At 66.7% G+C, this 25664-nt stretch carries 19 protein-coding genes and 1 tRNA gene; 9 read left to right on the top strand and 11 right to left on the bottom strand.

Translation table 11 applies throughout. The features are described from left to right. The first annotated feature begins 26 nt into the window (after positions 1-26). The 4 genes from HL653_RS09420 to HL653_RS09435 all read left to right on the top strand — a co-directional run bounded on the left by HL653_RS09420 (position 27) and on the right by HL653_RS09435 (position 8368). Positions 27-1430 carry a 2OG-Fe(II) oxygenase family protein gene (locus HL653_RS09420; protein WP_171744301.1) on the top strand — a complete coding sequence of 468 codons (1404 nt, stop codon included), beginning with the start codon at positions 27-29 and terminating at the stop codon, positions 1428-1430. Positions 1431-1539: 109 nt separating this feature from the next. Further along, a complete protein-coding gene (locus HL653_RS09425) occupies positions 1540-4338 on the top strand; it encodes a M14 metallopeptidase family protein (protein ID WP_171744302.1) in 2799 nt (932 codons plus the stop codon). 171 nt (positions 4339-4509) lie between these two features. After that, positions 4510-7509 (top strand): TonB-dependent receptor, encoded by a 3000-nt coding sequence (locus tag HL653_RS09430; protein WP_171744303.1) that lies wholly within the window; start codon positions 4510-4512, stop codon positions 7507-7509. A 364-nt stretch (positions 7510-7873) separates the two neighbouring features. Beyond that, the gene (locus HL653_RS09435; RefSeq protein WP_171744304.1) at positions 7874-8368 is read left to right on the top strand and encodes a hypothetical protein; all 495 of its coding nucleotides are present in this window, start codon (positions 7874-7876) and stop codon (positions 8366-8368) included. A 76-nt stretch (positions 8369-8444) separates the two neighbouring features. On the opposite strand, the gene HL653_RS09440 is transcribed toward HL653_RS09435, so the two are convergent. Next, positions 8445-9581 (bottom strand): FAD-binding oxidoreductase, encoded by a 1137-nt coding sequence (locus HL653_RS09440; RefSeq protein ID WP_171744305.1) that lies wholly within the window; start codon positions 9579-9581, stop codon positions 8445-8447. Positions 9582-9744: 163 nt separating this feature from the next. Between HL653_RS09440 and HL653_RS09445 the strand changes: the two genes are divergently transcribed. Then, positions 9745-9818 (top strand) — tRNA-Gly (locus tag HL653_RS09445). Positions 9819-9904: 86 nt separating this feature from the next. On the opposite strand, the gene HL653_RS09450 is transcribed toward HL653_RS09445, so the two are convergent. The 8 genes from HL653_RS09450 to HL653_RS09485 all read right to left on the bottom strand — a co-directional run bounded on the left by HL653_RS09450 (position 9905) and on the right by HL653_RS09485 (position 21458). Next, positions 9905-11344, bottom strand: coding sequence for a CapA family protein (locus tag HL653_RS09450; RefSeq protein ID WP_171744306.1), 1440 nt, complete (start codon positions 11342-11344; stop codon positions 9905-9907). A 44-nt stretch (positions 11345-11388) separates the two neighbouring features. Then, the gene (locus HL653_RS09455) at positions 11389-13521 is read right to left on the bottom strand and encodes a BatD family protein (protein WP_171744307.1); all 2133 of its coding nucleotides are present in this window, start codon (positions 13519-13521) and stop codon (positions 11389-11391) included. Next, positions 13515-15206 (bottom strand): VWA domain-containing protein, encoded by a 1692-nt coding sequence (locus HL653_RS09460; RefSeq protein ID WP_171744308.1) that lies wholly within the window; start codon positions 15204-15206, stop codon positions 13515-13517. Before HL653_RS09460 ends, HL653_RS09455 begins: the two co-directional genes overlap by 7 nt. Beyond that, positions 15203-16246, bottom strand: a complete 1044-nt coding sequence (locus HL653_RS09465; protein WP_171744309.1) for a VWA domain-containing protein — start codon at positions 16244-16246, stop codon at positions 15203-15205. The genes HL653_RS09460 and HL653_RS09465 overlap by 4 nt, the downstream gene beginning before the upstream one ends. Next, entirely contained in the window at positions 16243-17073 is an 831-nt protein-coding gene (locus tag HL653_RS09470) for a DUF58 domain-containing protein (protein WP_171744310.1), read from the bottom strand. The genes HL653_RS09465 and HL653_RS09470 overlap by 4 nt, the downstream gene beginning before the upstream one ends. 68 nt (positions 17074-17141) lie before the next feature. Then, a complete protein-coding gene (locus HL653_RS09475) occupies positions 17142-18122 on the bottom strand; it encodes a MoxR family ATPase (protein WP_171744311.1) in 981 nt (326 codons plus the stop codon). Between the two features lie 23 nt (positions 18123-18145). Beyond that, on the bottom strand, positions 18146-19789 hold the full coding sequence (locus HL653_RS09480; protein ID WP_171744312.1) for an amidohydrolase family protein: 1644 nt from the start codon (positions 19787-19789) through the stop codon (positions 18146-18148). 4 nt (positions 19790-19793) lie between these two features. After that, complete coding sequence (locus HL653_RS09485) at positions 19794-21458, bottom strand: amidohydrolase family protein (RefSeq protein WP_171744313.1); 1665 nt, start codon at positions 21456-21458, stop codon at positions 19794-19796. 598 nt (positions 21459-22056) lie between these two features. On the opposite strand from HL653_RS09485, the gene HL653_RS09490 reads away from it, so the two are divergent. Next, positions 22057-22455, top strand: a complete 399-nt coding sequence (locus tag HL653_RS09490) for an RNA polymerase sigma factor (RefSeq protein WP_171744314.1) — start codon at positions 22057-22059, stop codon at positions 22453-22455. Positions 22456-22498: 43 nt separating this feature from the next. Here HL653_RS09490 and HL653_RS09495 read toward each other — a convergent pair whose 3' ends face one another. Both HL653_RS09495 and HL653_RS09500 read right to left on the bottom strand, forming a co-directional pair. Then, positions 22499-22861 carry a hypothetical protein gene (locus tag HL653_RS09495; protein ID WP_171744315.1) on the bottom strand — a complete coding sequence of 121 codons (363 nt, stop codon included), beginning with the start codon at positions 22859-22861 and terminating at the stop codon, positions 22499-22501. Between the two features lie 106 nt (positions 22862-22967). Next, positions 22968-23453, bottom strand: coding sequence for a hypothetical protein (locus HL653_RS09500; RefSeq protein WP_171744316.1), 486 nt, complete (start codon positions 23451-23453; stop codon positions 22968-22970). Positions 23454-23568: 115 nt separating this feature from the next. On the opposite strand from HL653_RS09500, the gene HL653_RS09505 reads away from it, so the two are divergent. The 3 genes from HL653_RS09505 (at position 23569) to HL653_RS09515 (ending at position 25539) form a co-directional block, all read left to right on the top strand. Then, a complete protein-coding gene (locus HL653_RS09505; protein WP_171744317.1) occupies positions 23569-23904 on the top strand; it encodes a DMT family protein in 336 nt (111 codons plus the stop codon). 244 nt (positions 23905-24148) lie between these two features. Further along, a complete protein-coding gene (gene pdxH, locus HL653_RS09510) occupies positions 24149-24742 on the top strand; it encodes a pyridoxamine 5'-phosphate oxidase (protein WP_171744318.1) in 594 nt (197 codons plus the stop codon). Continuing rightward, a complete protein-coding gene (locus HL653_RS09515) occupies positions 24739-25539 on the top strand; it encodes a PhzF family phenazine biosynthesis protein (protein WP_171744319.1) in 801 nt (266 codons plus the stop codon). Before pdxH ends, HL653_RS09515 begins: the two co-directional genes overlap by 4 nt. Positions 25540-25664 lie beyond the last annotated feature (125 nt).

Here is a 25664-nt window from a genome sequence, read left to right on the forward strand (position 1 = left end):
CGCGGGCCCCAAGAAGGCGCTGACCTGTGACATCCGATCCACGCTTATTGCAGGAACAGGCCTCGCGCCTGAAGGCTGCCGGGCGGCTGGAAGAGGCTTTGGCCTTCAATCTTCGCGCGGTGGCGGCCGCCCCCGCCAGCGCCGTGGCCGAGCATAATCTCGCCTCCACGCTGGGTGATCTGACCCGCTTTGCCGAGGCGGAGGAGGCGACGGGGCGGGCCTTTGCCAAAGGGCTTGATGCACCGGAGACGTGGCTGGTCCGCGCCCGCGCGCTGCAGGGGCTGGGGCGGCTGGACGAAGCGGAAGCCGCCTATCTGGAAGCGATCGCGCGCCGCGCCGCCTATCTCGAGGCGCAGCGTGATCTGGCCCAGTTGCGCTGGATGCGGACCGCGGATGCCAACACGGCGCTGGTGACGCTGGAGGCGACGATGCGCACCCTGCCGACCGTCCCTGAATTGGCGATGCTGCACGCCAAGGTGCTGATCAATGCGGGGGAGGGGCGGCGGGCGATTGCGTCCCTGAAGGCGGCGCTGGCGCGCAGCCCCGATCATGCCGGGCTCCATGAGGCCGCCTCGCGTGCCGCTGCCGATCTGGGGGACGCGGCGGCGCAGCTCGATCATGCGATCGCGGCGCTGCGGGCTGCGCCGTCCTCGGCGGGGGCGGCGCGGGCGGCGGTGGAGGCGTTGTTGCACATGGGCAGGGCAGGGGAGGCGGAGCAGCTCGTCCAGCGCATCCTGCCCTCCGCACCGAACGATCAGGGGTTGATCGCTCTGCTGAGCACGGCCTGGCTCCTGCAGAAGGATTCGCGCCATGCCGCGCTGTGCGAGGATCCCGCCTTCGTCAGTTTCTCACCGATCGTGGCGCCGACGGGCTGGCCGAGCCTCGATGCCTTCCTTGCCGAACTCGGCGAGACGCTGCGCGGCCTGCACGGCTGGCGGACGCATCCGCTGGAGCAATCCTTGCGCCATGGCAGCCAGACCCAGATCGATCTGGCCCGCTCGGATCTGCCCGTACTGCGCGCTCTGTTCGCCGCGCTCGATGCGCCGATCCGCACGCATATCGGCGGCCTTGGCACCGGTGCCGATCCGCTGCGCGCGCGGCCGCGCCTCGGTGGCGATTACCGCATCCTCGGCGCCTGGTCGGTGCTGCTCCAGCCGGGCGGGCGGCATGTCGATCATGTCCATCCCGAAGGCTGGCTTTCCTCGGCTTTCTACGTCGATCTGCCCGACGCAATCGATCGGGGGCGGGAGGGCTGGCTCTCCTTCGGTCGGCCCGGAATCCCGACCACGCCGCGCGTCGAGCCCTTTCGCGCGATCCGGCCCGAGCCGGGCCATGTCGCGCTGTTCCCCTCCTATCTCTGGCACGGCACCGAGCCGTTTGCGGGCGACGAACCAAGGCTCACGGTGGCGTTCGATCTGGTCCCCGCCTGAATTGATCAGATTTATTTTTGTTGCTGCGTGAGGGCGACCTGCGCTCATGCGTCTTCCTCCGCGACCGTCCCTCCGAGGACGGCAGAATGACGATAAGGGGTCCGGATTTATGGTGAAGCGCGGGATGCTGCTCGGTGCGGCAGCGATAGCGTTGATGGCGGCAGCGGCCGGTGCGGCGGGGGCGGCAGGCCCGATCACGCCGCCCGTGGCGGGCGTGACTGCGCCGTCGCAATTCTTCCCGCAGGAGCCGGGCAGCGATTACTTCCTGGCCAACTACACTCAGTATGAAGCCTACCTGCGGAAGCTGGCGACCGAATCCAACCGGATGAAGCTGGTCGAGATCGGTAAGAGCGCCGAGGGCCGCACGATGGTCGTCGCGATCGTCTCGACGCCCGAGAATCTCGCCAAGATGGAAGACTATCGGCTGATCGCGAAGCGCCTTGCCAAGGCCGAGGGCCTGACCGACGAGACGGCGCGTGAACTGGCCGCCAAGGGCAAGTCGATCGTGTGGATCGATGCCGGCCTGCACGCAACCGAGACGATCACCACCCAGAGCCAGATCCACGTTCTCTACCGGATGCTGACCGCGACCGATGCCGAGACGATGAAGATCCTCGACAACGAGATCATCCTGTTCGGCCAGGACAATCCGGATGGCCTGCAGCTGGTGGCCGACTGGTATATGCGCAATGGCGATCCCAAGAAGCGCGAGATGCGCTCGATCCCGCGCCTCTACCAGAAGTATATCGGCCACGATAACAATCGCGACAGCTTCATGTCGCAGCAGCCCGAGACGACCAACGTCAACAAGATGCTGTTCCGCGAATGGTATCCGGAAATCGTCTACAACATGCACCAGACCGGGCCGGAGGGCATGGTGGTGTTCGTTCCGCCGTTCCGCGATCCCTTCAACTATAATTACGATCCGCTGCTGATCACCGAGCTGGACGAGGTCGGCTTCGCGATGCACTCCGGCCTGATCGCCGAGGGCAAGGCCGGATCGGGCGCGCGCAGCGCCGCCAATTACTCGACGTGGCATAACGGGATGGAGCGCTCCGTCTCCTATTTCCACAATTCGATCGGCCTGCTGACCGAGATCATCGGCGGCCCCACGCCCGAGATGATCCCGCTCATCCCGGATCAGCAGCTGGCGCGCAACGACGTGCCGATGCCGGTCCGCCCACGCGAATGGCACCTGAAGGACAGCCTCGATTATACGTGGACGATGAACCGCGCGGTGATGCGTTTCGCCGCCGACAATCGCGAGCGCCTGCTGTTCAACATCTATCGCATGGGTTCGAACGCGATCGCGCGCGGCAAGACCGATAGCTGGACGACCACGCCGAACGACATCGATCTCTTGAAGGCCGCCGCGAAGGAGCATCCGGTCGAGACGGCCAATATGTTTGGCGGGCGCACGCCGGCGGCCGATCCCGCGCTTTACGACAAGATCCTGCGCGATCCGGCCAAGCGCGATCCGCGCGGCTATGTCATCACCACCAATCAGAAGGACATGCCGACCACGATCGTGTTTCTGAACACGCTCATCAAGAATGGCGTGGACGTGCTGAAGGCGACCAAGCCTTTCACCGTCGCGGGCAAATCCTATCCGGCAGGCTCGTTCGTGGTCCGCACCGATCAGGCTTACCGCCCGCACGTGCTCGACATGTTCGAGCCGCAGGATCACCCGAACAATCTCGCTTATCCGGGCGGGCCGCCGATCGCGCCCTATGACATCACCGGCTACAATCTGACCTACCAGATGGGCTTCTCCTACGATCGCGTGCTGGACGCGTTCGACGGCCCGTTCGAGAAGCTGCCCGATCAACTGCTGACCGCGCCCGCCGGCAAGGTGATCGGCACCGGCAAGGCCGGCTGGCTGATCAGCCACGAGACGGACAATGGCTATACGCTCACGAACCGCCTGCTGAAGGCGGGGGCTCCGGTCTTCTGGCTGAAGGCGCCGGTGAAGGCGGGCAAGGCTTCGATGCCCGCAGGCACGGTCTGGGTGCCGGCGAGCGCGCAGGCCGCCTCGATCATCGCCGACGGCACGAAAGGGCTGGGCATCGATGCCTATGCCGTCGCGGCCAAGCCCACGGCGGCGGCGATCCCGCTCAAGCCGGTGCGGATCGGCCTCGTCGATCAATATGGCGGCGTGATTCCCGCCGGCTGGACCAAGTGGGTGCTCGAACAGTTCGAATTCCCCTACACGGTCGTCTATCCGCAGGAACTGGATGCGGGGAATCTGAACGCGAAATATGATGTGCTGCTGTTCGCGGACGGCACCGTGCCGTCGAATGGCGACGGCGCGTTCCGCGGCCGTCCGCCGATGATGCCGAAGGCCGAGGATATTCCGGCCGAATTCCGTCCCTGGCTCGGCACGATCAGCGACACCAAGACGGTGCCGCAGCTGGCCGCCTTCGCCAAGGCCGGCGGCACGATCGTGACGATGGGAAGCGCCACCCGCCTCGCCACCGCGCTGGGTACGGATCTGAAGCCGGCGCTCGTCACCACGGTCAACGGCAAGCAGCAGATGCTGGACGGGAAGACCTTCTACATCCCCGGATCGATCCTGCAGGCGACGGTGGATAACAGCCAGCCGCTCGCTTACGGGCTGCCCGCGAAGACGGACATCTTCTTCAACCAGAACCAGACCTTCACGCTGCCTTCCGGCGCCGCCGGCACCAGCAAGATTGCCTGGTTCGATAGCGCGACGCCGCTGCGCTCGGGCTGGGCGTGGGGCCAGGACAAGCTCAACGGCACCACCGCGATCGCCGATGTCGATCTCGGTCGTGGCAAATTGTTCGTGATGGGCCCGGAAGTCGCCCAGCGCGCGCAGAGCTACATGACGTTCAAATTCCTGTTCAACGGTCTGCTCTACGGCCCGGCCGTGGCCGCGAGCCGCTAACCCTCAAGGCCCCGCCCGTCCGGTGACGGCCGGGGCCTTTCCTTCGGTTGGCCGATAAAGTTCCCGCACATTGCATTTTTTTTGCAGTCTGCGGTGAGGATCTGTTTCTCGCCTGCGTCTTCCCTCACGGCCGCACCTCAAAAACGGGCGGCGAAAAGGGGACATGGCACAATGACACGCTCGGTTTACCGCGGCCTCCTGGTCGGAACCTGCGCTTATGGCGCGATGATGTCGGGGACGGCCTGGGCGCAGGTCGCGGCGCCCGCGGAGGCGGCGTCCGAAGAAGCGTCGGCGCAGGAAATCACCATCACCGGTTCGCGCATTGCACGGCCCGATTATGTCGCCGAAAGCCCGATCCTGTCCTTCAGCAAGGATACGTTCGAGAATACCGGCAAGGCCACGCTGGAACAGTCGCTGTCCACGCTGCCGCAATTTTCGGGCTCGTTCGGCTCCAACAATGCCGGCAGCACCTCCACCGGCCTCAACGGCGGCCAGTCCTATGTCAGCCTTCGCGGCCTCGGCCCGCAGCGCACCCTGATCCTGCTTGACGGCCGCCGCCTGCAGCCGTCCAATCCCAACGGCTCGATCGACCTCAACATCATCCCCGAAGGCCTGATCGACAGCACCGAGATCATCACCGGCGGCGCTTCCACCACCTACGGTTCGGACGCGACGGCGGGCGTGGTGAACTTCCACCTGCGCAAGAACTTCACCGGCGTCGAGGTCAAGAGCAACTACGGCGTCAGCACCTACGGCGACGGCCAGCAGTTCAAGATCGGCGCGATCGGCGGCCTGAAGTTCAACGAGGATCGCGGCAGCGTGATGCTGGGCTTCGAATATACCAATCGCGGCCGCGCCTATCAGAAAGTCCGCCCCTTCTATCTTTCGCGCACGCCCACCCAGGCCGGCACCTCGACGCTGCCGCAGGGCAACGTGCTGTTTGGCGCCAACACGCCGACCGTCGCGGCCGTCAACAGCGTCTTCGCGCGATATGGCATCGCCAATGCCGTCGGCACGACCGGGCGCTACAGTGGCCAGCTCGGCTTCAATCTCGACGGCACGCTGTTCACCAACCTGTTCCGGCAGGTGCTGAACTATCGCGATCCCGAGACCGACCTCGCCTACATCGCGCGCACCGCGACCAGCCAGCAGATCAACTTCGGCTATCCCGACAGCTCGATCCAGGCCAACCTGAAGCGCTATACCGGCTTCGGCAAGGCCGAATATGAGCTGACGGACCACATCAAGGCCTTCGCCCAATTCGGCTACACGCACTACACGTCGGTCGGCGTCAGCAATCCGACGCTCGCCTCGAACGTCTATGCGCTGTCCTCGCCCGTCAGCAACCCGTTCATCCCGAATGACCTGCGCACGATCCTCGCCTCGCGCACCACGCCGGGCGCCGACTTCATCCTCTACAAGGCGTTCAATATCGCCGGCCCGCGCTATCAGGGCTACAAATATGACGTGTGGCAGGGCACGGCCGGGCTTTCCGGCGATGTCGGCATCAGCGACTGGACCTGGGATCTGTACGGATCGGTCAGCCAGGCGAAGTTCGACAATTATCAGACCGGCGGCGTCAGTGCGTCCGCGGTTCGAACCCTGCTCTATGCGCCGGACGGCGGCCGCAGCATCTGTGCGGGCGGCCTCAACCTGTACGGCGACTTCACGCCGTCGCAGCAGTGCGTCGACTATATTTCGCGCCGCACCAACAACACCAACGACCTGAAGCAGCGCACGGTCGAGGGCAACGTCCAGGGCAAGATCCTGAGCTGGTGGGCGGGCGACATCCGCTTCGCCGCTGGCGCGGACTATCGCTACAACAGCTTCGCCTTCAATTCGGATCCGCTGTTCAATCTGAACGGCTCCAGCGACGTGCTCGGCTATTCGGTGCTGCTGCCCACGTCGGGCGCGATCAACACCAAGGAAGTCTATGGCGAGTTGCTCGTGCCGGTCCTGCGGGATCTGCCGCTCATCAAGAAGATGAGCCTCGATCTCGGCTATCGCTATTCCGATTACAACACGGTCGGTGGCGTCAGCACCTACAAGATCAGCGGCGACTGGGAAGTGTTCAGCGCGCTGCGCTTCCGGGGCGGCTACAACCGGGCGATCCGCACGCCGTCGGTGGGCGAACTCTATGCGCCGGTCTCCACCGCCAGCGTCGGCATCGGCACGGCGACCGCCACCAGCACGCTGGGCGATCCCTGCGACGTCCGCTCGTCCTTCCGCCAGGGTTCGAGCGCTTCGCAGGTCCGCTCCCTCTGCCTCGCGCAGGGCGTGCCGGCCGGTGTCATCGATACCTACCAGCTCGGCACCGCGCAGGTGTTCGCGCTCAACGGCGGCAATCCGGACCTGAAGGAAGAAACCGCCAACACCTATTCGGCGGGCGCGGTCATCACGTCGCCGTTCAGCCATCCGCTGATACGCCGGATCACGCTGTCGGTCGACGCCTACAAGATCCAGATCAAGGACGCGATCGGACCGCTCGCCATCGGCCAGGCGATCCAGAACTGCTTCAACGTCGGCGGCAACAACCCCACGTTCAGCGCCAGCAACTATTATTGCTCGCTGATCGGCCCGCGCAACACCTCGACCGGCGTGCCGATCAACCCGAGCCAGCCGCTGCTGAACCTCGGCCAATATACGGTGCAAGGTATCGACATCCAGGCCGACTGGAAGTTCGCACTCGCCGATCTCGGCCTGGGCGAGAATGGCACGCTCGCGTTCAACACGGCGGTCAGCTACCTCGACAAGTTCAAGATCCAGGCGCTGCCGGGCGGCCCGACCTACGATTTCGCAGGAAAGATCGGCACGGCGGGGCGGATCGACGAGACATCGGGCCAGGCGCATCCGCGCTGGAAGTCCGTGACGTCGGCGACCTACACGCGCGGCATCGCCAGCGTCGGCGTGGTGTGGCGCCACATCAGCGCGATGAAGGACGCTACCACCGCGGCCAACCCGGCCTCGACCACGCCCGGCGTGCCGAAGTATGACGTGTATGATTTCAATTTCCGGATCAACACGCCGTTCGGCAGCCAGATTCGCGTCGGCGTGACGAACGCGTTCAACAAGAAGCCGCCGATCCTGCAGGGGCTGTTCAACACCTTCGACGCCCAGAATTACGATACGATCGGCCGATACTTCTTCGCGGGCATTACGCAGAAGTTCTGATGATTTTCCGGGTGGGGCAGGGATCCGCTCCACCCGGTGCTCCCGTGCCGCGGCGAACACTGCCGCATCCTCGTCTGACCCGTCCGGCTCCCGTCGGACGGGTTTCTTTTTGTGTGAGGGAGAAACCCCTCAACCGTCACGCTAGCCATTCGACGCCGCCTGCGGCGTCGCTCAGGATGACCTGCGGCAAAGCCGAATGCTGGCATCCATCTCTATCACGGCAGCGGCTGTCCTGCGAAAGAGAGTCATGGATCCCGGCCTTCGCTGGGATGACAGCAAGAGGGAGTGTCGGCTTTTACCCATTTGCGGACGATGAAGCAGCAATCTGTCTTGCCGCAAAGCCGACATTAGCTAAGGTCGAAGGATGATCCGGCGCGCAGCGATCGTTGCCTTTTTGTCGATCGCATTGAGCGGCTGTTCCTATGGATATGATCTGCTTGCGGTCGTTAGGGGTGGGCATCTGACTTTCATTGTCGATCCCAAATCGGCGCAGCAGCCATCTTGCTTGCGTTATGTCGATGTCACGTCTGACCTGACCGTGATCGGATCGGACGGTAAGCCCTATGATCCCGCTCCCAGACAGCACACGGCATGGCTTGAAAATATCGACTATGACGATGATTGCTTGAACAAGTTTCCCCTCGTTTACGGACGTCCGCTAAATGGACGCCATCAATCCGAAAGCCCGTTGATTACGGCTACACCTCTACGGCGAGAGGTCATCTACGGAGTGACTACTACTACTGGCGCGACCGGCTATGGCGGCGGCCGCTTTGTGATCCATGCCGATGGTCGTGTTGAGAACTTGAAGCCACAAACCATTCCCGAGCCGAGCGGTGGAACAGCACCCAAGACCTAAGTGTCAGCTATCATTAGCCAGACTCCCGTAAGCCGACAGTCCGCTTCCCACCAAAAGCCGCCACCGCCCCACGCACTTACCCAAACAAGCGATCCGGCATCACCTGCTCCGGTCGCACGCCATAGGCCGCCAACTCCTCCGGCCACGCATCGCCGAACAGCAGGGCCTCGGCCGCGAGCGCCATTGCGGGGGCGGTCTGCAGACCATAGCCGCCCTGTCCGGCCAGCCAGAAGAAGCCGGGCGCGTCCGGCGCGAAGCCGGCGGTCGGCACCTTGTCCGCCGTGAACGTCCGCAGGCCGGCCCATTTGGTCTTCACGCGGCCCACTTCCAGCGTGGTCGCCTCCTCCACGCGCCAGGCGGCGACGGCGACGTCATAATCCTCGGGCTGGGCGTCGGTCGGCTCGGTCGGCGTCACGTCCATCGGCGAGGCGAGCAGGCGGCCGGCATCGGGCAGCATGTAAAAGCCCTCGTCCCCCGCCGTCTTCGTGAACGGCCATTCGGACACGTCGAGCCCGGCGGGCGGATCGAAGCCGATGATCGTCCGCCGCAACGGCTGCAACCCCAGCGGCCGTACGCCCGCGCCGATCGCGATTTCGTCCGCCCAGGCGCCGGCCGCATCCACCAGGATCGCGGCCGAATAAGCCGTGCCCTGCGTCTCGACGATCCAGCGCTCGCCCGATCGCGTGACGGAGAGCGAGCCCGCATCGGTGACGACCTCGCCGCCCGCCGCGCGCACCTGCTTCGCACAGCCCTGCAGCAGCAGATCGCTGTCCAGCTTGCGACCGCCCGTATCCAGCAGCCCCTCGACGATGCCGCCCTCGCCCGTCCTCAGCACCGGCACGATGCCCAGCATCTCCTGCGGGCCGACGCGGTGGATCGTGTCGGTGAAGCGCGTCATCTCCGTTTCCAGCGCGCGCAGTTCGCCGATGATCTCCTGGGTGGCGATGAACATGGCCGGCCGCGCGATCGAGAGAGCGCCCTCCACGAAGCCCTCCGGCGGCGTCTCGAAGAAGGGCCGGCTGGCGGCCGTCATGCCGCGCACCGCCGCATCGCCGATGCCGAAATGGGAGAAGGTCGCGCTGCGGCCCGACGAATGATAGCCAAGCGCGCCTTCCCGTTCGATCACGACCGTCTTGGCCCGGCGGGCGAAGCGCATGGCCGCGGACAGGCCAGCAATCCCGCCCCCGATCACGATGATATCGACCTGTCGCATCCACACTCTCTTTCCGTCGCCCGATCGCGTCTTCAACGCCGCCTTGCCAGCGCCCCCGGCGCCCGCTAATCCGCCCATAGCCGGGGCTCGACGGAATTCCATCACCGAACGTGACGGAAAGGATGTCATTCCGGCACGATAAAGCACCGCTTTTCAAACGGTTGCGGGTGTAGCTCAATGGTAGAGCAGAAGCTTCCCAAGCTTACGACGAGGGTTCGATTCCCTTCACCCGCTCCAGCTGCGAAATCAGATACTTAGGTCGCCAGTGACGGCAAAGGGGCGCCGACCGTCGGCCGACGCCCCCTCGATAGCCTCTTCAAGCCTTACTTCGGCTGCGCGATCCGGATCACGCCGACATTGTTCTCGATCGTCACCTTGGTGCCGAATGGTTCGGAGAGCTTGGCGATGCGCTCCAGCACGGTCTTGCCCTGTTCGGGCGTGGCGAGCAGCGGCATGCCGCGCAGCTGATCGCGACCGCCCTTGCCCAGCCAGATCGGATAGAGCCGGATCTCGCTGACGACCCCATTTTCGAATTTGCTGGTCGCGACGACGCTTTCCAGCAGTTCCTGCCGGCCGAACATGGTCTCCACCCAATAGTGCATCATGTCGCCCAGCGGCGCCGCCTCGGGCTCGCGGCCGAGCTGATCGTAAAGCTGCTGCGGCTGCGGGAATTGCGGATCGTCCATGTGGCAGAAATTGCCGAGCGAATAGAAGATCGGCTTGCCCTTGTAGATCTCGATCCCGCGCACCTGATGCGGGCCACTGGCGAAGAAGGCGTCCGCGCCCGCATCGATCGCCTGATGCGCGATCTTGGGAAGGAAGTCGGCGGGCTGACGCGCGGTTTCGCCACCTTCATGCGCATGCATATAGACGGCCTGGAACGCGCCGCCGAGCTTGCCCTGCCGCACCGCATAGGTGATCTGGCGCACGTCGGTGGGGTTCATCTCATAGGTGGTGCTCACCTTGTCGCCCACGTCAGCGGCGCGATAGGTGGCGCCGGCCAGCGTCACATCGCCGGGGGTGGCGTCGAGCGGCGTGCGCTCGCCCGAAGCCTTGGCGATATCGCCCAGCTGCTTCAGCCGTTCGGCCGAGACGAGGCTGACCTTCTTGGTGTGGAGCGCGCTCATGCCGGGGCGGCCGGGCACTTCGCCCAGCGCATTGAGCGCAGGCGACATCGTCTCGAAGCTGGAGGCGAAGGAGACCAGGCCGACGCGGCCGACCGTCTTGGCTTCCAGATAGCGCGCGGCGCGGGCAGCGCCCAAGGTCTCGCCGGTGCCGGCGTGGATGATCCCCGCCTTGTCGAGGAAATTGTCCGTCATCTCCATGCCTTCCACGCCCCAGTCGGTGCTGTGGTTGTTGGCACGGCCGACCATGTCGAAGCCCATGTCGGCCAGATCCTGCGGCACGCCCGGCGTGGTCACCAGCCAGCTGCCGCCGGCCTCGGCCTGCGGGTGTCCCTTGTAGGTTTTGAAGTCGATCGCATTGTCCTCGAAATTCGCGATCGCGACGTCGGCGCTCTTGATGATCTCGATCAGCCTGGGCGTGCGCTGCTTCACATATCCCGAGATCGGGAAGTGGCAGATCGTGTCGCCGGCGGCCAGCACGGTGAAGCCGTTCGGTACGTCGGCCGGCGGCGGAGCGGGCATCACATAATCGGCGGCGATGGCCTGCCCGGCGAGAGCGAGCGCCAGCACGCCGCTGAGCGCGGCGCGACCCAGCAGGCGACGGTGAGGGCGGGAGGCGGCGGGCGCCGGATGCAACATGGTCGATCGGTCCTTCTGGTTGAGGGGGTACGCGGAACGCAGGGTCAATGGGCCCGCCAGAGCGGCAGGAGTTCGGAGCGGCGGAGCCAGCCGGAGCGGCCATCGGGAAGACGGAGTTCGACCCAGCCGAGGAAATTGCGGCCAAGATGGCCGGCGGTGCCGGGAGCGAGGACGATCGGCGCCTCGTCGTCGGGCGTATCGACAGGAAGATCGCGGAGCGGGACCTGCCGCCAGACGATCGCGGCATCGGCGGCAGCGGCGGGGCCATAGCCATCGACACCCACCGCGCCGACGAACGCGCCGATCAGGCCCACGCCGAGAGCGATCTGCGCCGGCAGGCGGGTGGCGCGCGGAACGTGGCCGAAGCGGCGCAGCAGCAGAACGGCTGCGCCCAGCGTGGCGAGGGCGAGGAGCGAGAGCGTCAGCGCCTGCCAGCCGGCGGGAGACAGCAGGCCGCTGAACGGCCCCCTGCCTTGTTCCGGCAAGGGCAAGCCACCGACCGGGCGACCACCGAAACCGGCCTCGCGCGCGGAGCGGGTCCAGAGCAGGGCCGCCTCGGGCGAGCGGGGATGCTGGACCCAGGCGATGCCGGCGTGCGCGGCCGCGAGCCCCCAATGCTTCGCCTGCGCCTGATCGAGGGCGAGATCGTAGCGGGCGATCCAGTCGGTCGGGGCGGCGGCGATGCGGGCGGCGGGAGTGGCGGAGGTGACGGCGGGCAGAGGGGCTGGCGCGGTCAGGATCAGCGCGACGAAGAGGGCGGCGACCGGATAGAGATTGCGCGCCGCGAAGATCGTGCGCGGATCGAAACGCGGGGGCGTACCCTGCGTCACCAGCGCCACCTGCGCGCGCGCCTGCCAGTCCTGCGGCAGCGGCACCGCGCGGCCGTAGAGATGGCTTTCGGCCTCGTCCCACAGATCGGCCCATGCGGCTGCGTCGAAGGCGCTGGCGGCGGGCGCGGCGAGGCCCAGCTTCAGCCGTACCGCCGCATCCCTCTGCCAGGCGCGCACCAGCGCGCGGCGGCGGGCCTCGTCCGTCTCGCCTGCCAGTGCGGACAGGGTGCGGACGAGACGGGCATGGGCGCGACGGGCGATACGCTCGGGATCAGCGGCGCGGGCGCGAGCAATGGCGAGGCCCAGCCACAAGAGTGCCAGCAAGGCGACGGGGAGCGTCAGCGCGGTGCGCCATGCGGTGGTCGACAGGGGCACCCAGGCATGGCCGATGCCGGGAAGCGGCGGGGGCAGCGCCTCGCCCACGGGGGTCGGATCGGGCTCGGCCTCGTAGGCGGGCGGCGTGCTGCCGGCGGCACCTGGCGCGACATCGAGCGCGATCGCGGGCGCGGTGATCGTCAGGTAGCGGCCGGCCTCGGGGTCGAACACGCTCATCTCGACCGGGCCGAGGCTGTAATGGCCGGGCTTCTTCGGCACGATGCGGATGCGTTCGGTGACTTTGCGCTCAAACAGGCTGCCGCCCGTCTCTTCCTTCTGATCAGGTTGACCTACCATATCGAAATCGCGATCGAGCGAGCGGGCGGGCACGCCGCCGAAGCCCGCCCAATTGCCGGTGCCGGACAAGGTGACGCTCCAGACGAGCGGCTTGCCCACCTCTCCGCTTTTGCCGTCCAGCGAGGAGGAGAGCGTGAAGCGGCCAACCGCGCCGGTGAAACCCGCCGGGGCCGTCGGCAGCGGCCGCACGGCGAGCGTCGCCGCTGCGCCCGTCGCCACGCCATCGCCGATCGTGACGATCTTCACGCCGTCCGTCTCATAGCCGCCATTGACGACCTGCATCTCCTGACGCGGCGCCTTCAGCGTGATCTTGCCGGGCTGGAGCGCCATCGCGCGCGTGGAGAGGGTGAGCGTGGCGATGGTCTTGCCGCTCTCGGGCGCGGGCGCGCCGGGCGGATCGCGCGTCCACGCATCGGCCACGAGCGGATCGGGCTTCCACACCGGATCGCCTTCCAGCGCGCGATACTGATCCCAGTCGACCCGCCAGAGCAGCTTCAGATCGAACACCTGCCCGGCCCAGACCGGCTTGTCGGGAAAGACGAAGCGGCCCGCCGCCACATCCTTCGGCACAGCCGGACCATGCAGCGCCACGGGCGGGGTGGCGGGCGCAGACGGCGTCTGCGCGAGCGCCGGCGCGGCGAGCAGCGCCAGAGCCAGACCGCCGCCCCTCACCATGTCTGGCCGCCCTTGCGCGGCGGGCCCGGCTGCTGGATCTGCATCAGGCGGAACAGCTCGCCCGGCCGATCGCTGCCGCGCAATTTCTGCAGCGCGTAGAGCGGCTTAACCAAAGAGGGCACGCGCCACTCGGCCTCCTCGGCCTTGCTGCGCTGCGTGCCGCCGACCTTGCGGGAATCCTGATCGGCTTTCTTGCCGCTATCCTTGCCGTCCTTCTTGTCCTGGTCCTCACCGGGGACGGGCTGGGGCATGTTCAGCTTGGCATCGACCGGATCGTTGGCAGGATCGGGCGCGCCCTTGTCCGGATTGTTCACCGGCTTGGGCGGGCGCAGCAGGTGGATCAGCTTCGCGCGCGCATCGGCCCAGCCGGCCATGCGCGGATCGATCGCTTCGCCCGCATCGATCGCGACGAGGCCGTCGCGCATCACGCCATCCTGCAGCACATGGGCATGCTGGCGATGCACCTCGCCATAGCGCACCGCCGCCTGCGCCAGCGCCATATAGTCCTCAGCGGTGGCCTGCCCCTCCGCCAACACCTTGCGGGTGCGATCCTTCACCACCAGCAAAGGATCGGGTTCGGTGCCGTGCAATTCGAGCGAGATGGGCGGCGGCTTCACCGCCTGACCGCGCGGGCCCGCGAGCCCCACCGCAAGCACGGCGAGCGAGGCATAGGCCGCCGGGCGCTGCCAGTGGCGGGGCGCGCGCAGCAGGCGCGGCAGAGCGGGCCATTCGACCAGCGCGCTCCACAGCAGGAGCAGGAGTCCGGGCACGAGGACCCAGCCGAAGCGATCCTGCTTCGCTTCGCCGGGTTTCGGCGCGGCGGTGGCGGCCGCCGCCGCATCGGCATCGGCCAGTGCCTGCACGCGCGCGGAGAGATCGCGCGACTTGGCCGCATCCAGATAGGCGCCGCCCGTGCCGTTCGCGATCGCGCGCATCGCGTCGGTATCGAGTCGGGAAACGACGGCGGTGCCCGAAGGCCCGATCAGATCGCGGCCACCACTGCGGATATGCGCGCCCGCCGTCGTGCCCAGCCCCACCGCGACGACATGCACGCCGGCCGCGCGCAGCTTCGGCAGGATCGGCCGCCACGGCGTCGGCTCCGCCTCGCCATCCGAGAGGATGACGAGCGTGCGGCTGACGGCCTTGGCACCAAAGCTGTGCTGCGCGACATCGAGCAGGCTGGCGAAATTGCTGCCGGGCACCACCATCTGGTCCGGCATCAGCGAGGGCAGGAAGAAACGGAGCAAGGCGCGATCGGCGCTGGGCGCGGCGAGTGGATAGGCTTGGCCGGCAAAGGCGATCAGGCCGATATCAGCGCCGGGCGACTGCGCCACGAAGCGCGTCGCGATCGTGCGCGCGCGTTCGAGACGCGAGGGCAGAGCATCGGTTGCGGTCATGCTGCGCGACAGATCGAGCGCGATCATCACCTGCGGGCGCGTGTCCGCCGCATCGGGCTTCGCGCCATATTGCGGCCGGGCGAGCGCGACGACGAGCAACAGAAGCGCGCACCAGAAACGCCACGGCCGGCCGATGCCGCGCCCGCCGATCCGCAGCCGTCCACCCGCCGCCACCGCGCGCAGCACGGCCGGAAGCGCCTCTCCCGTCCCTTCGCGCCGGGCCATGAGGAAGGACAGCGCCAGCGGCAACAGGGCAAGCAGCAGGAACCAGGGCGCGGCGAAGCTCATGCCGGGCGCGGCCGAAAACGGGGGAATGTCAGGCCGCCCAGCAGGCCAGGCAGCGCGGCCACGAGCAGCAGCAGGGAGCCGCCGACGAACCAGCCATAGAGTTCGCGCACACGCACGTCGCTGCGGACGTGGAAGACGGCCTTGCGCTGCGCGTCGATCGCGCGGAACGCGGCCTCCAGCGCGGCAGTGTCGCCTGCCATGAAGAAGCGACCGCCCGTCTCGTTCGCCATCGTCTTCAGCGCATCGATGTCGATCGCGGAGGGCTGCTGGCTGGTGCCGGTGCGGCGGCCCGCCGCATCGAACACCGGGAAGGGCACCATTCCGTTGCGCCCCGTGCCGATCGCATAGACCGGCACCTTGCGATACCGCGCGAGCGCGGTCGCCTCGGGCGGGGTGAGATCGCCGCTGTTGCTGCTGCCGTCGGTGAGCAAAACGATGAACGCGCCGACCGAACCGGCACCGTTCGCCTGCGTCTCGTCCTGCCGCCCGCCCTCCAGATCGGTGAGCGCGATGCCGAGCCCGTCGCCGATCGCGGTGCCGTCCTCGATCACGCCGGTCTTCAGGGCCGCCACCTGCCGATCGAGCCAGCCATGATCGGTGGTGAGCGGCGCCAGCGTCAGCGCACGGCGCGCGAAGGCGACGATGCCGATCCGGTCGTTGGGCCGCCGCTTGATGAAGGCGCGGATGATCGGCCGGATCGTCTCCAGCCGGTTGATGCGGCCCTTCGGCCCCTCATAATCCTCGGAGAGCATCGACGTGGAGAGATCCACCGCGAGCATCAGATCATAGCCGTGCTGCTCGATCTTTTTCAGGCTGTCGACGCGCTGCGGCTGGGCGAGCGCGATCACGGCCAGCGCCATCGCTCCGTAGAACGCCACGATCCACCAGCGCGATTTCTCAGCCCCGCCCGTCGACCAGCTGGCGGCATAAGGCACCACCAGCAGGGAGGCCCGCCCCCGCCACATACGCCACAGGATCGCCGCCGGGATCAGCAGCAAAGCGAGCAGCGCCAGCGGTTCCTCGAAGCGCAGGCCACTCATCGCGCGGTCCACGCATCGCGCGCGCGCAGGAAATGGGTGAGGGCCGCCAGCGCATCCTCGTGCGGCCCGATCGTGAGCCTGTCGGCGGGGTTGGGCCACCAGCTGTTCCAGCGCGCCTCGCGCGCGGCGCGCCAGGCGGCGTGGCGCTCGCGCGTCTCGGCATCGTCGCGCAACCGCACGACGCGGCCCGCGACCGGATCATAAGCCTGCAGCGCCCCGGCGGCGGGGCCGTCGCGCTCCCAGCGATCCTCGGCACGCACGCCGATGACGGGGTGGCGGCGCGTCCAGCCGCCCCATTCCGGCGGAGGAGGCGCATCCGGCACCTCGCCGATCCAGACGATGATCGAGCCCTTCGGAATGTCGTGGCGGACGAAGGGCGACGCCGAGGCGCGCGCCGCGAGCGGATCGGGCGGCGGGGATGCGAACAGCGCGCCCGCCGTGGCCATCACCCGATCACGTCGCCGCGCGGGCGGATAGGTGCGCGCGCCTTCGGGCCGATCGTGGATCAGCATCACCCGCTCGCGATTGAGCACGCCCAGCAGCATGACGAGCCCGGCCAGCTCCAGCAGCGTATCGCGCTTGGTGCGCTCGCCCGATCCGAACTGGAGCGCGGGGTGATCGGCGAAGATCACGGCGATGCTCGCCTCGCGATCCTCGATGAAGACCTTGCGATAGACCTCGCCCAGACGGGCCGTGACGTTCCAGTCGACATCGCGGATGTCGTCCCCGAATTCGAAGCGGACGACCTGATCGAATTCCATGCCCCGCCCGCGAAAGATCGAGCGATGATCGCCCGTCAGCGCGGTTTCCACGCGGCGTCCCCGCATGCGCCACTCCAGCCGGCGAAGCGCTGCCCGCGCCCGCTCGTCCAAGGCCGGAGAGGGCGCGGGCGCGATCAGGAAGGCACCGCCACTGCGGCGAGGGTCGCCGCGACGACCGCATCGGCGGTGAAGCCTGTGGCCTCCGCCTCATAGGACAGGCCGATGCGGTGGCGCAGGATATCGGGCGCGATCTCCTGCAGCAAAGCGGGCGAGACATGCCCCTGTCCGCGCAGCAAGGCGAGGCCGCGACTGGCCTGATACAGAGCGAGCGAGGCGCGGGGCGAGGCGCCGAAGGAGAGCATCCGCACGCCATCCACCACCTCAACCGCGCGGCGGCGCGTCTCGCGGACGATCGCGAGGATATAGGCCTCGATCTCGGGCGCGACGTGAATGTCGTCGAGCGCAGGGCGCAGCGCGAGGATCTCGCGGCCGCTGGAGACAGGCAGCACTTCGGGCGCGCGCGTGGCGGAGCCCCAGCGGCGCAGCACCTCCAACTCGTCGTCATGCGCCGGATAATCGAGCAGCAGCTTGAACAGGAAACGATCGGTCTGTGCCTCGGGCAGCGGATAGGTGCCCTCCTGCTCCACCGGATTCTGCGTCGCCATCACGAAGAAGGGGGTGGGCAGGCGATGCGTGACACCGCCGATCGTGACCTGCCCTTCCTGCATCGCCTCCAGCAAAGCGCTCTGCACCTTGGCGGGCGAGCGGTTGATCTCGTCCGCCAGCACCAGATTGGCGAAGATCGGCCCGTGATGCGGCGAGAAGCTGCCGTCGGTGGGCGAATAGACCATCGTGCCGACCACGTCCGACGGCAGCATGTCCGGCGTGAACTGGATTCGCTCGAAATCGAGGCCGAGGGCTGCGCCCAGCGACTTCACGAGCAGCGTCTTGGCGAGGCCCGGCATGCCTTCCAACAGCACGTGGCCGCCGACCAAAAGCGCGATCTGCATCCGCTCGACGATCGCCTGCTGGCCCAGCACGGCCTTGCCGATCTCGGCGGAGAGTTTAGCGCCCCAGGCCCGCGCCTCCGGCTTCGTCGCAACCTCGATATTCATCGGCGGGCAGGCCTTTCCGTGGGTCAGCTCCGGCCGCGCAACAGGACGCGGCCGTAACGGTGATCGGTCACGGCGCCGCCGTCGACGGCCTCGTGACCGTTGACGAGGACGGTGGTGATGCCGACCGAATAGGCGTCCGGCTTTTCATAGGTCGCCATGTCGCGGATCTTCGCCGGATCGAACACGACGATGTCGGCATAATATCCGGCCTTCAGCACGCCGCGCTCGGGAATGGTGAAGACCTGCGCGGGCAGGCCCGTCATCGAATGGATCGCCTGCTCCATCGGGATCACCGGCTTATCCAGCACATATTTGCGAATCTTGCGCGGGAAGGCGCCGTAGGCACGCGGATGCTCGGTGCCGGAACCGAATTTGGAGAGGCCGCCGTCCGTGGAGGTCATCGTCCACGGCTGCTTCATGATGTTCTCGATGTCGGCATCGTTCATGTTGAACGAGACGATGAAGGCGCCGCCGAGCGGCATGCCATCGGGCGCGCTGTTGCCCTTGATGAGCATGTCGATCGCCGTATCGAGCGGATCCTGCCCCTTCGCGCGGGCAATCTCGTCGAGACGCTTGCCGTTGAGCGAGGGATCCGGCTCGTACTTCGCGATCTGGATCGCGTTGGCACCCCCGCGCCGGGCGAGGTTGCGGACCATTTCCGGTCGCATCTTCGCGCGCGTCTCGGGATTTTGCAGGCGCTTGGCGATCGCCTCGGGGCCGCCTTCCTGCGCCCAGCCGGGCACGAGCGACGCCTGAAGCGACGATCCCGACGCGCCATAAGGATATTGATCGGCCCAGATCGACAGGCCCTCGGCGCGGGCCTTGTCGATGATCCGGATCGCGTCGGCCGACTTGCCCCACACGTCCGGCCCCAGCATCTTCATGTGCGTGACGATGCCGGGCAGCTTCGCCTCGCGCGAGACGGTGATCAGCTCCTGGATCGCATTCAGGACGCCGATGTCGTAGCTGGATTCGTCGCGGACGTGGCTGATGTAGAAAGCGTGCGGATATCTGGCCGCGACCTTCGCCAGATCGACGATCTCCGGCGTCTTCGAATATTTGCCGGGCACGTAGAAGGGGCCGTCCGAAAAGCCGTAGGCGCCGAGCTTCATCGCCGCATCGACATAGCCTTCCATCTTCTGGAGTTCGGCCGGGGTGGGCTGGCGATCGGCGATGCCCATCACGGCTTCTCGCACGCCATTATGGCCGATCATCGGGACCACGTTGATGCCGGGCACCTGCTTCTCGATCGCATCGATCTGCGGCTTCAGATCGGCCGGGCCGAAGCCGTCCGGGTTGATCATCACCGTCGTGATGCCCTGCAGCAGCACCGGCTTGGCGGGCGCCAGCTCGGGCGTGAGGATGCCGGGCATCGTCACATGGCTGTGCGCGTCGATGAAGCCCGGCACGACATACTCGCCGGTGGCATCCACCACCTTGTCCGCCGTGGCCGAGGCCGGGATCGCGCCGACCAGCACGATCCGCTCGCCCTTCACCGCCACGTCCGCCTTGCGACGGGCCGCGCCGGTGCCGTCGACGACGGTGCCGCCCCGGATCAGCACGTCATAGTCGGCGGCCGCCGCTGCCGTCGCGAACGAGGCAGTCGCGGCAAGCAGCCCGGCAACGATGCCGAGCCGCGCAATGCCGGCCATCGGAACGATCTTCATCCGCTTATTCCACCCGGCCCGATGTGGCGGGCGGCATCATCTGCGCCGTGGCCGCCGACGGCGGATTCTCCTGCCGCAGCAGCACCTTGCCATAATGATCGGGCGTGACCTTGTCGGCCCAGATGGCCGGCTTGCCGTTCACGAACACATAATCCATGCCGACCGAATAAGAGTGCGGATTGTTGTAGGTCGCGGTGTCGCGCACCGTCTTCGGATCGAACACGACCACGTCGGCGAAATTGCCGGTCTTCAGCTCGCCCCGGAACGGGATCTTGAAGACATGGGCGGGCAGGCCCGTCATCGAATGGATCGACTGCTCCATCGTGATCACATGCCGATCGAGCGTATAGAGACGCAGCTTGCGCGGGAAGGCGCCATAGGCACGCGGATGCTCGGCACCCTTGCCGAAGGTGACGAGGCTGCCGTCGGTGGACGTCATCGTCCACGGCTGCTTCATGATCGCCTCGACATCCTTCTCGTTCATGTTGAACGAGACGATACCGGCGCCGCCCTTCTTGAGCATGTCGATCGCGGTATCGATCGGATCCTGCCCTTTGGCGCGGGCGATCTCGTCGAGGCGCTTGCCCTCCAGCGAGGGATCGGGCGCGTAGCTGCGGATCATGATCGCGTTGGCCCCTGCGCGGCGGGCGAGATTGCGGACCATCTCCTTGCGGATCACCGCCGCCTGCTCCGGATTGGCGAGGCGCTTGGCGATCGCATCCGGCCCACCTTCCTGCGCCCAGCCCGGCACCAGCGAGGGCTGGAGGCCCGAGCCCGAGGCGGCATAGGGATATTGATCGGCCCAGATCGAAAGACCCTCGGCGCGGGCGGCGTTGATGATCCGGATCGCCTCGGCCGACTTGCCCCACACTTCCGGCCCCAACATCTTCATGTGGGTGACGATGCCCTCGATATGGGCCTGGCGTGAGACCGTGATCAGTTCCTGGATCGCGGCGATCACGCCGATATCGTAGCTCGATTCATCGCGGATATGGCTGATGTAGAAGGAGCCCGGATATTTGGCGGCGACCTTCGCCAGATCGACGATCTCGTCCGTCTTCGAATATTTGGCGGGAATGTAGAAGGGCCCATCCGAGAAGCCCCACGCGCCGAGCTTCATCGCATTGTCGACGAGCCCTTCCATCTTCTGGAGTTCGACCGGCGTGGGCTGGCGATTGGCGAGGCCCATCACGGCCGAGCGCACGCCATTGTGGCCGATCATCGGGATGACGTTCACGCCGGGCACATTCTTGTCGATGTCGGCGATCAGCGGCGCGAGATCGCCGGGGCCGCCGCCATCGGGATTGGCGAAGACGGTGGTGATGCCCTGCGTCAGGATCGATTTGGCGCCGGCCAGTTCGGCCGTGGCGATACCGGGCACGGCGTGGCTGTGCGGATCGATGAAGCCGGGAGTGACGTATTTGCCGGTGGCGTCCACCACCTTGTCGGCCGTGGCCGAGGCCGGGACCACGCCGACCGCGACGATCCTGTCGCCCTTGATGGCGATGTCGCCCTTCTTCGCGGGCGAGCCGGTGCCGTCATAGAGAGTGCCGCCGCGGATCAGAACGTCATAATCGGCGGCAAGCGCGGCGGTGGCAGCCGACACGAGGAGGCCGAGAGCTGCCGCTGCCTTTGCGGCGCGCACTGCGAATGTCGTGGCGGTCGTCATGCCTGAATTCCCCCTCTTATGATGATGTCCGCGTGGCTGAGGGGCTCCTGTGCCGGGGCGTCCTTGCACCCATCGGTCGATAGCCGGCCCCTTGTCACCGATCGTCACCGGATCATGGCTCTCGATGATTCGAGTTGTGCGATGATCCCTCCCCCCGGTGCCCGCCTTTCCGTGCCTGGCCCGGCGCCTGCAAGCCCACGAGCCTCCGCACTTTTCGTCGGAATTGACCGGATTGTGACAAAGCGCTCACAACTACGTCAATGGCTTTGCCGTTTCCGAGGCTTGGGTCGCCCATAACCGCACGACATGGTCCTGCACGGATCGCGACTTTCCCGCAACATCCATGCGCAAAAGCTAACGCCATTGCCCGAAAAGGTATGGCTCACTGTCTTGACGGTTAGACCCCAGACATGATCGATTGAGGGCAGAGAGGGCGTCTGCAGGAAGACAGAACAGATGGCAGGGGCGATCTATGTTCATGGGGACAGACGCAGCAACGATTGAGCCGCGCGGCGAAGTCCGCAAGGCCCTGTATGAGCGCTTGCCGGGATTACGATCCTTTTTCGCCGTCCGAGTCGATGCGGACGATGTCGAAGACATGATGCAGGACGTCGCCCTGCGCCTTCATCTATGCCGTCGCACGGACGGCATCGAGAATGGCCGCGCCTATATTTATCAGGTCGCGCGCAGCGTCGTCACCGATCAGCGCCGTCGCAGTTCCTGCCGTCAGCGCGATCGCCACGATCCGTGGAGCACCACGCACGAGCCGGTCGACGAACATTGCCCCGAACGCGTGCTGGAAGGGAAGCAGGAACTGGAGCGCGCGATGCAGGCGCTGCACGAGCTGCCCGAGCGCACCGCGCAGGTCTTCACGCTCCACCGGATCGAACAGATGCCCTGCGCCGCGATCGCCGCACGGATGGAGATTTCCGTGAGCGCGGTGGAGAAGCACATCATGCGCGCGATGCGGCATATGGCGGCGGCGCTGGCGGCCTGAGGGCGGTTGACGCAAGCCTACAGCCGTAATGGATGGTTAGCGGTCATACAAGCTGAACGGCGATGCGGTGCCATTCAGGTGGAATTATTCGCCGTTTTAGGGAGGATCGTATCCTGTCGAAGAAGTTGGTCGATAAGGCCATCCTGATCGACCGCTCCATGATTTCGCGGACTTGAGCCTCCGGCCACGGCTGCCACTCTCCTGCGATTGAAAGCAGATTTGCAGCGAAGGCTGGCGATACTTCGTTCTTCAAAATGGCTTCTACTTCGCGCGAGCTATATGGCGATCTCGCCAGCACGGCGACAATACGAGCAATGTCATCCTCTTGAAGCTCGGTATCGAGGAACAATTCGCTCAGGGCCGTCCAAACCGGCAAGCGTTCGTCCATCAGCGATTGGAAGTTCATCGGTCCAAAGTGACGAGCTTGCGCAATGTCCGCAACTGGGGCGATTGCCGATAGAGGGATGGATGCCAGCCTTCGCTGGCAGGACGTGAAAGGGGGCGAGAGAGGCTTATTCCGCGCCCCGCTTCCGTGTCCGCGTCCGCACCTTTTTCGGCGCCGCCGCGGGCTCCTCGCAGTCCGTCTCGCGCGTGGTCCAGCTGAGGTTGCTGATTTTCCATTCGCCGGCAATGCGGGTCAGCTGGAAATGATCGACGCCGCAATGGTGGATCTTGCCGTCGATCAGGAAGGTGTAGGCGCCCCAGACCACCGCGATGTCGCCGTCCGCGCGCACGGTCGCGGTGCCGAGTTTCTCCTCGTAGGTTTCGGCGCTCGGCCTGATCGCGTCGGCGAACTGCGCCCAGTTGAGCTGGCGGACGCTGCCGGCACCGTTTTTCACGGACGAAACCGTCACGCCGCCATTGCCCCAGGTCTGTGCGCGCAGCGCCTGCCCGTCATGCGCGGCGATCGCGGCGAAGGCCGCATCCACCGGCGCCATGATCGCGGCGCGCTCCGGCACGGTGAGGGCCGCGGTGGCGAGGAAGAGAAAGGGCAGCATCGGATCGGCCTCGCGGGATCGGGTTGGATCGGCCGGGTGTAGGCGATTTCGGCCGCCCGGAAAAAGGGGAGGGGCGGATTGGCGTACGGCCCGCCCGCACGATACATCCGCGGGCATGCCTACGATCGCTTTGCTCATCCTCTCCAACCTGTTCATGACCACCGCCTGGTACTGGCATCTGAAGGGCGGGATGAACAAACCGCTGCTGGTGGTGATCCTGATCAGCTGGGGCATCGCCTTCGTCGAATATTGCTTCGCGGTGCCCGCCAACCGGATCGGTTACGCGCATGGCTGGTCGGCCGGGCAGCTGAAGATCGTGCAGGAGGTGATCGCTTTGGTCGTGTTCGGCGGCTTCATGGTGCTGGTGCTGGGCGAACCGCTCCACTGGCGCCACGCGGCGGCCTTCCTGTGCCTGATGGGGGCGGTGGCCTTTCTGTTCGCGGGAAAGTGAGGGCGCAACGTGCACGGGACAACCCGTTCGTCCTGAGCCCTTCGACTGCCTGCCAAGGCAGGCGCTCAGGATAAACTTCAGCCCGTGGGCTGAAGTCGAAGGACGTGCCTCAAGCGACATCGTGTGTAGCACGTGCTTCGACTTCGCTCAGCACGAACGGGTATCGAGAGAGCATGCATCCTTCCGTCCCTATGTCGCTTTGTCCGCTTCGCGCGTGCCCGCGCCCGGCCTATAGAGCCGCTCCATGAGCAGCCCCCTGACCACCACCGATCCCGATGCCCTGTTCGAAGCCTGGCTGGACGAGGCTAAGGCGTCCGAGCCCAATGATCCGGTCGCGATGACGCTCGCCACCGTATCCGCAGCCGGCCAGCCGGCGGCGCGGATGGTGCTGCTGAAGGGGCATGATGCGCGTGGCTTCGTGTTCTACACCAACCAGCAGAGCCGCAAGGCGGGCGATCTGGCGGATGTGGCGCGCGCTGCCCTGCTGTTCCACTGGAAGTCGCTGCGGCGCCAGATCCGGATCGAGGGGCCGGTCTCCACCGTATCGCCCGAGGAGGCGGACGCCTATTTCGCCAGCCGGGCGCGCGACAGCCAGCTGGGCGCCTGGGCATCCGATCAATCGCGCCCGCTGGACGATCGCGCCACGTTCGAGGCGCGGTTCGAAGCGGTGAAGGCGCGCTACGAAGGCGGCCCCGTGCCGCGTCCGCCGCACTGGAGCGGCTATCGCGTCGCGGCCGAGCGGATCGAATTCTGGCAGGATCGCGCGCATCGCCTGCACGAACGCCGCCTGTTCGCGCGCGTCGAGGGCGGCTGGACGGAAGGCCTGCTCTACCCGTGATGCGCCTGCCGCTCACGCAGGTCGACGCGTTCGCCGATCGCCCGTTCACCGGCAATCCGGCGGCGGTGATGCCGCTGGAGGCGTGGCTGGACGACGATCTGCTGCAGGCGATCGCGGTGGAGAACAATCTCGCGGAAACCGCCTTCACCGTGCCTTTGGCGGTGGGCGACGAGGCGGAGTATGAACTGCGCTGGTTCACCCCCACCACCGAGGCGGCGATGTGCGGCCATGCCACGCTCGCCACCGGCCATGCGCTGATGGGCGATCGGGAGCGCCTCCGCTTCCGCACGCGCCGCGCGGGCGTGCTGGAGGTGGCGCGCGCGGGCGAGGGTTATGCCCTCTCGCTCCCCGCCTGGGTGCCCGCGCCCAAGCCGTTGCCGGAGGTGGTCGCGGCGCTCGGGATCGACCCTGCCGCCGTGGTCGAAACGCTGTGGCACGAGATGGATTATGGCGTGGTCGTGCTGGCGGACGAGGCGGCGGTGCGCGCCTGCGATCCCGACTTCCGCGCGCTGGCCCGCTTCGGCGACTGGCTGACGATCGTGACCGCGCCCGGCGACACGACCGATATCGTCAGCCGCGCTTTCGTGCCCGGCGCGGGGATCGACGAGGATCCCGTCACTGGCTCTGCGCATGCCGTGATCGTCCCTTATTGGGCGGAGCGGCTGGGGCGGACGAGCCTCACCGCCTTTCAGGCCTCGACGCGGGGCGGGCACATGACCTGCCGGCTGGAGGGCGATCGCGTCGTGCTGGGCGGGCGCTGCGTCACCGTGATCGAAGGCGCGATGCTGCTGCGCTGATTGCGGCAGAACCACTGTCATTTCGGCAGGATGATCGCCCGGATCGACGACCCGCTTTGTCCTCCGCTTGACGATCGCGGAGGGCGCGCGCACGTGGCGCTTATCCCCCACAGGAAAGAGTTCAC

It is taken from the genome of Sphingomonas sp. AP4-R1 (assembly GCF_013113735.1).
In the GTDB taxonomy this organism is placed as follows: domain Bacteria; phylum Pseudomonadota; class Alphaproteobacteria; order Sphingomonadales; family Sphingomonadaceae; genus Sphingomonas_I.

Bases quoted from the DNA above. Each gene is read 5' to 3' on its own strand.
- HL653_RS09425 (WP_171744302.1), top strand. From the start codon at position 1,540: ATGGTGAAGCGCGGGATGCTGCTCGGTGCGGCAGCGATAGCGTTGATG.
- HL653_RS09430 (WP_171744303.1), top strand. From the start codon at position 4,510: ATGACACGCTCGGTTTACCGCGGCCTCCTGGTCGGAACCTGCGCTTAT.
- HL653_RS09435 (WP_171744304.1), top strand. From the start codon at position 7,874: ATGATCCGGCGCGCAGCGATCGTTGCCTTTTTGTCGATCGCATTGAGC.
- HL653_RS09440 (WP_171744305.1), bottom strand. From the start codon at position 9,581: ATGCGACAGGTCGATATCATCGTGATCGGGGGCGGGATTGCTGGCCTG.
- HL653_RS09450 (WP_171744306.1), bottom strand. From the start codon at position 11,344: ATGTTGCATCCGGCGCCCGCCGCCTCCCGCCCTCACCGTCGCCTGCTG.
- HL653_RS09455 (WP_171744307.1), bottom strand. From the start codon at position 13,521: ATGGTGAGGGGCGGCGGTCTGGCTCTGGCGCTGCTCGCCGCGCCGGCG.
- HL653_RS09460 (WP_171744308.1), bottom strand. From the start codon at position 15,206: ATGAGCTTCGCCGCGCCCTGGTTCCTGCTGCTTGCCCTGTTGCCGCTG.
- HL653_RS09465 (WP_171744309.1), bottom strand. From the start codon at position 16,246: ATGAGTGGCCTGCGCTTCGAGGAACCGCTGGCGCTGCTCGCTTTGCTG.
- HL653_RS09470 (WP_171744310.1), bottom strand. From the start codon at position 17,073: ATGCGGGGACGCCGCGTGGAAACCGCGCTGACGGGCGATCATCGCTCG.
- HL653_RS09475 (WP_171744311.1), bottom strand. From the start codon at position 18,122: ATGAATATCGAGGTTGCGACGAAGCCGGAGGCGCGGGCCTGGGGCGCT.
- HL653_RS09480 (WP_171744312.1), bottom strand. From the start codon at position 19,789: ATGAAGATCGTTCCGATGGCCGGCATTGCGCGGCTCGGCATCGTTGCC.
- HL653_RS09485 (WP_171744313.1), bottom strand. From the start codon at position 21,458: ATGACGACCGCCACGACATTCGCAGTGCGCGCCGCAAAGGCAGCGGCA.
- HL653_RS09490 (WP_171744314.1), top strand. From the start codon at position 22,057: ATGATGCAGGACGTCGCCCTGCGCCTTCATCTATGCCGTCGCACGGAC.
- HL653_RS09495 (WP_171744315.1), bottom strand. From the start codon at position 22,861: ATGAACTTCCAATCGCTGATGGACGAACGCTTGCCGGTTTGGACGGCC.
- HL653_RS09500 (WP_171744316.1), bottom strand. From the start codon at position 23,453: ATGCTGCCCTTTCTCTTCCTCGCCACCGCGGCCCTCACCGTGCCGGAG.
- HL653_RS09505 (WP_171744317.1), top strand. From the start codon at position 23,569: ATGCCTACGATCGCTTTGCTCATCCTCTCCAACCTGTTCATGACCACC.
- pdxH (WP_171744318.1), top strand. From the start codon at position 24,149: ATGAGCAGCCCCCTGACCACCACCGATCCCGATGCCCTGTTCGAAGCC.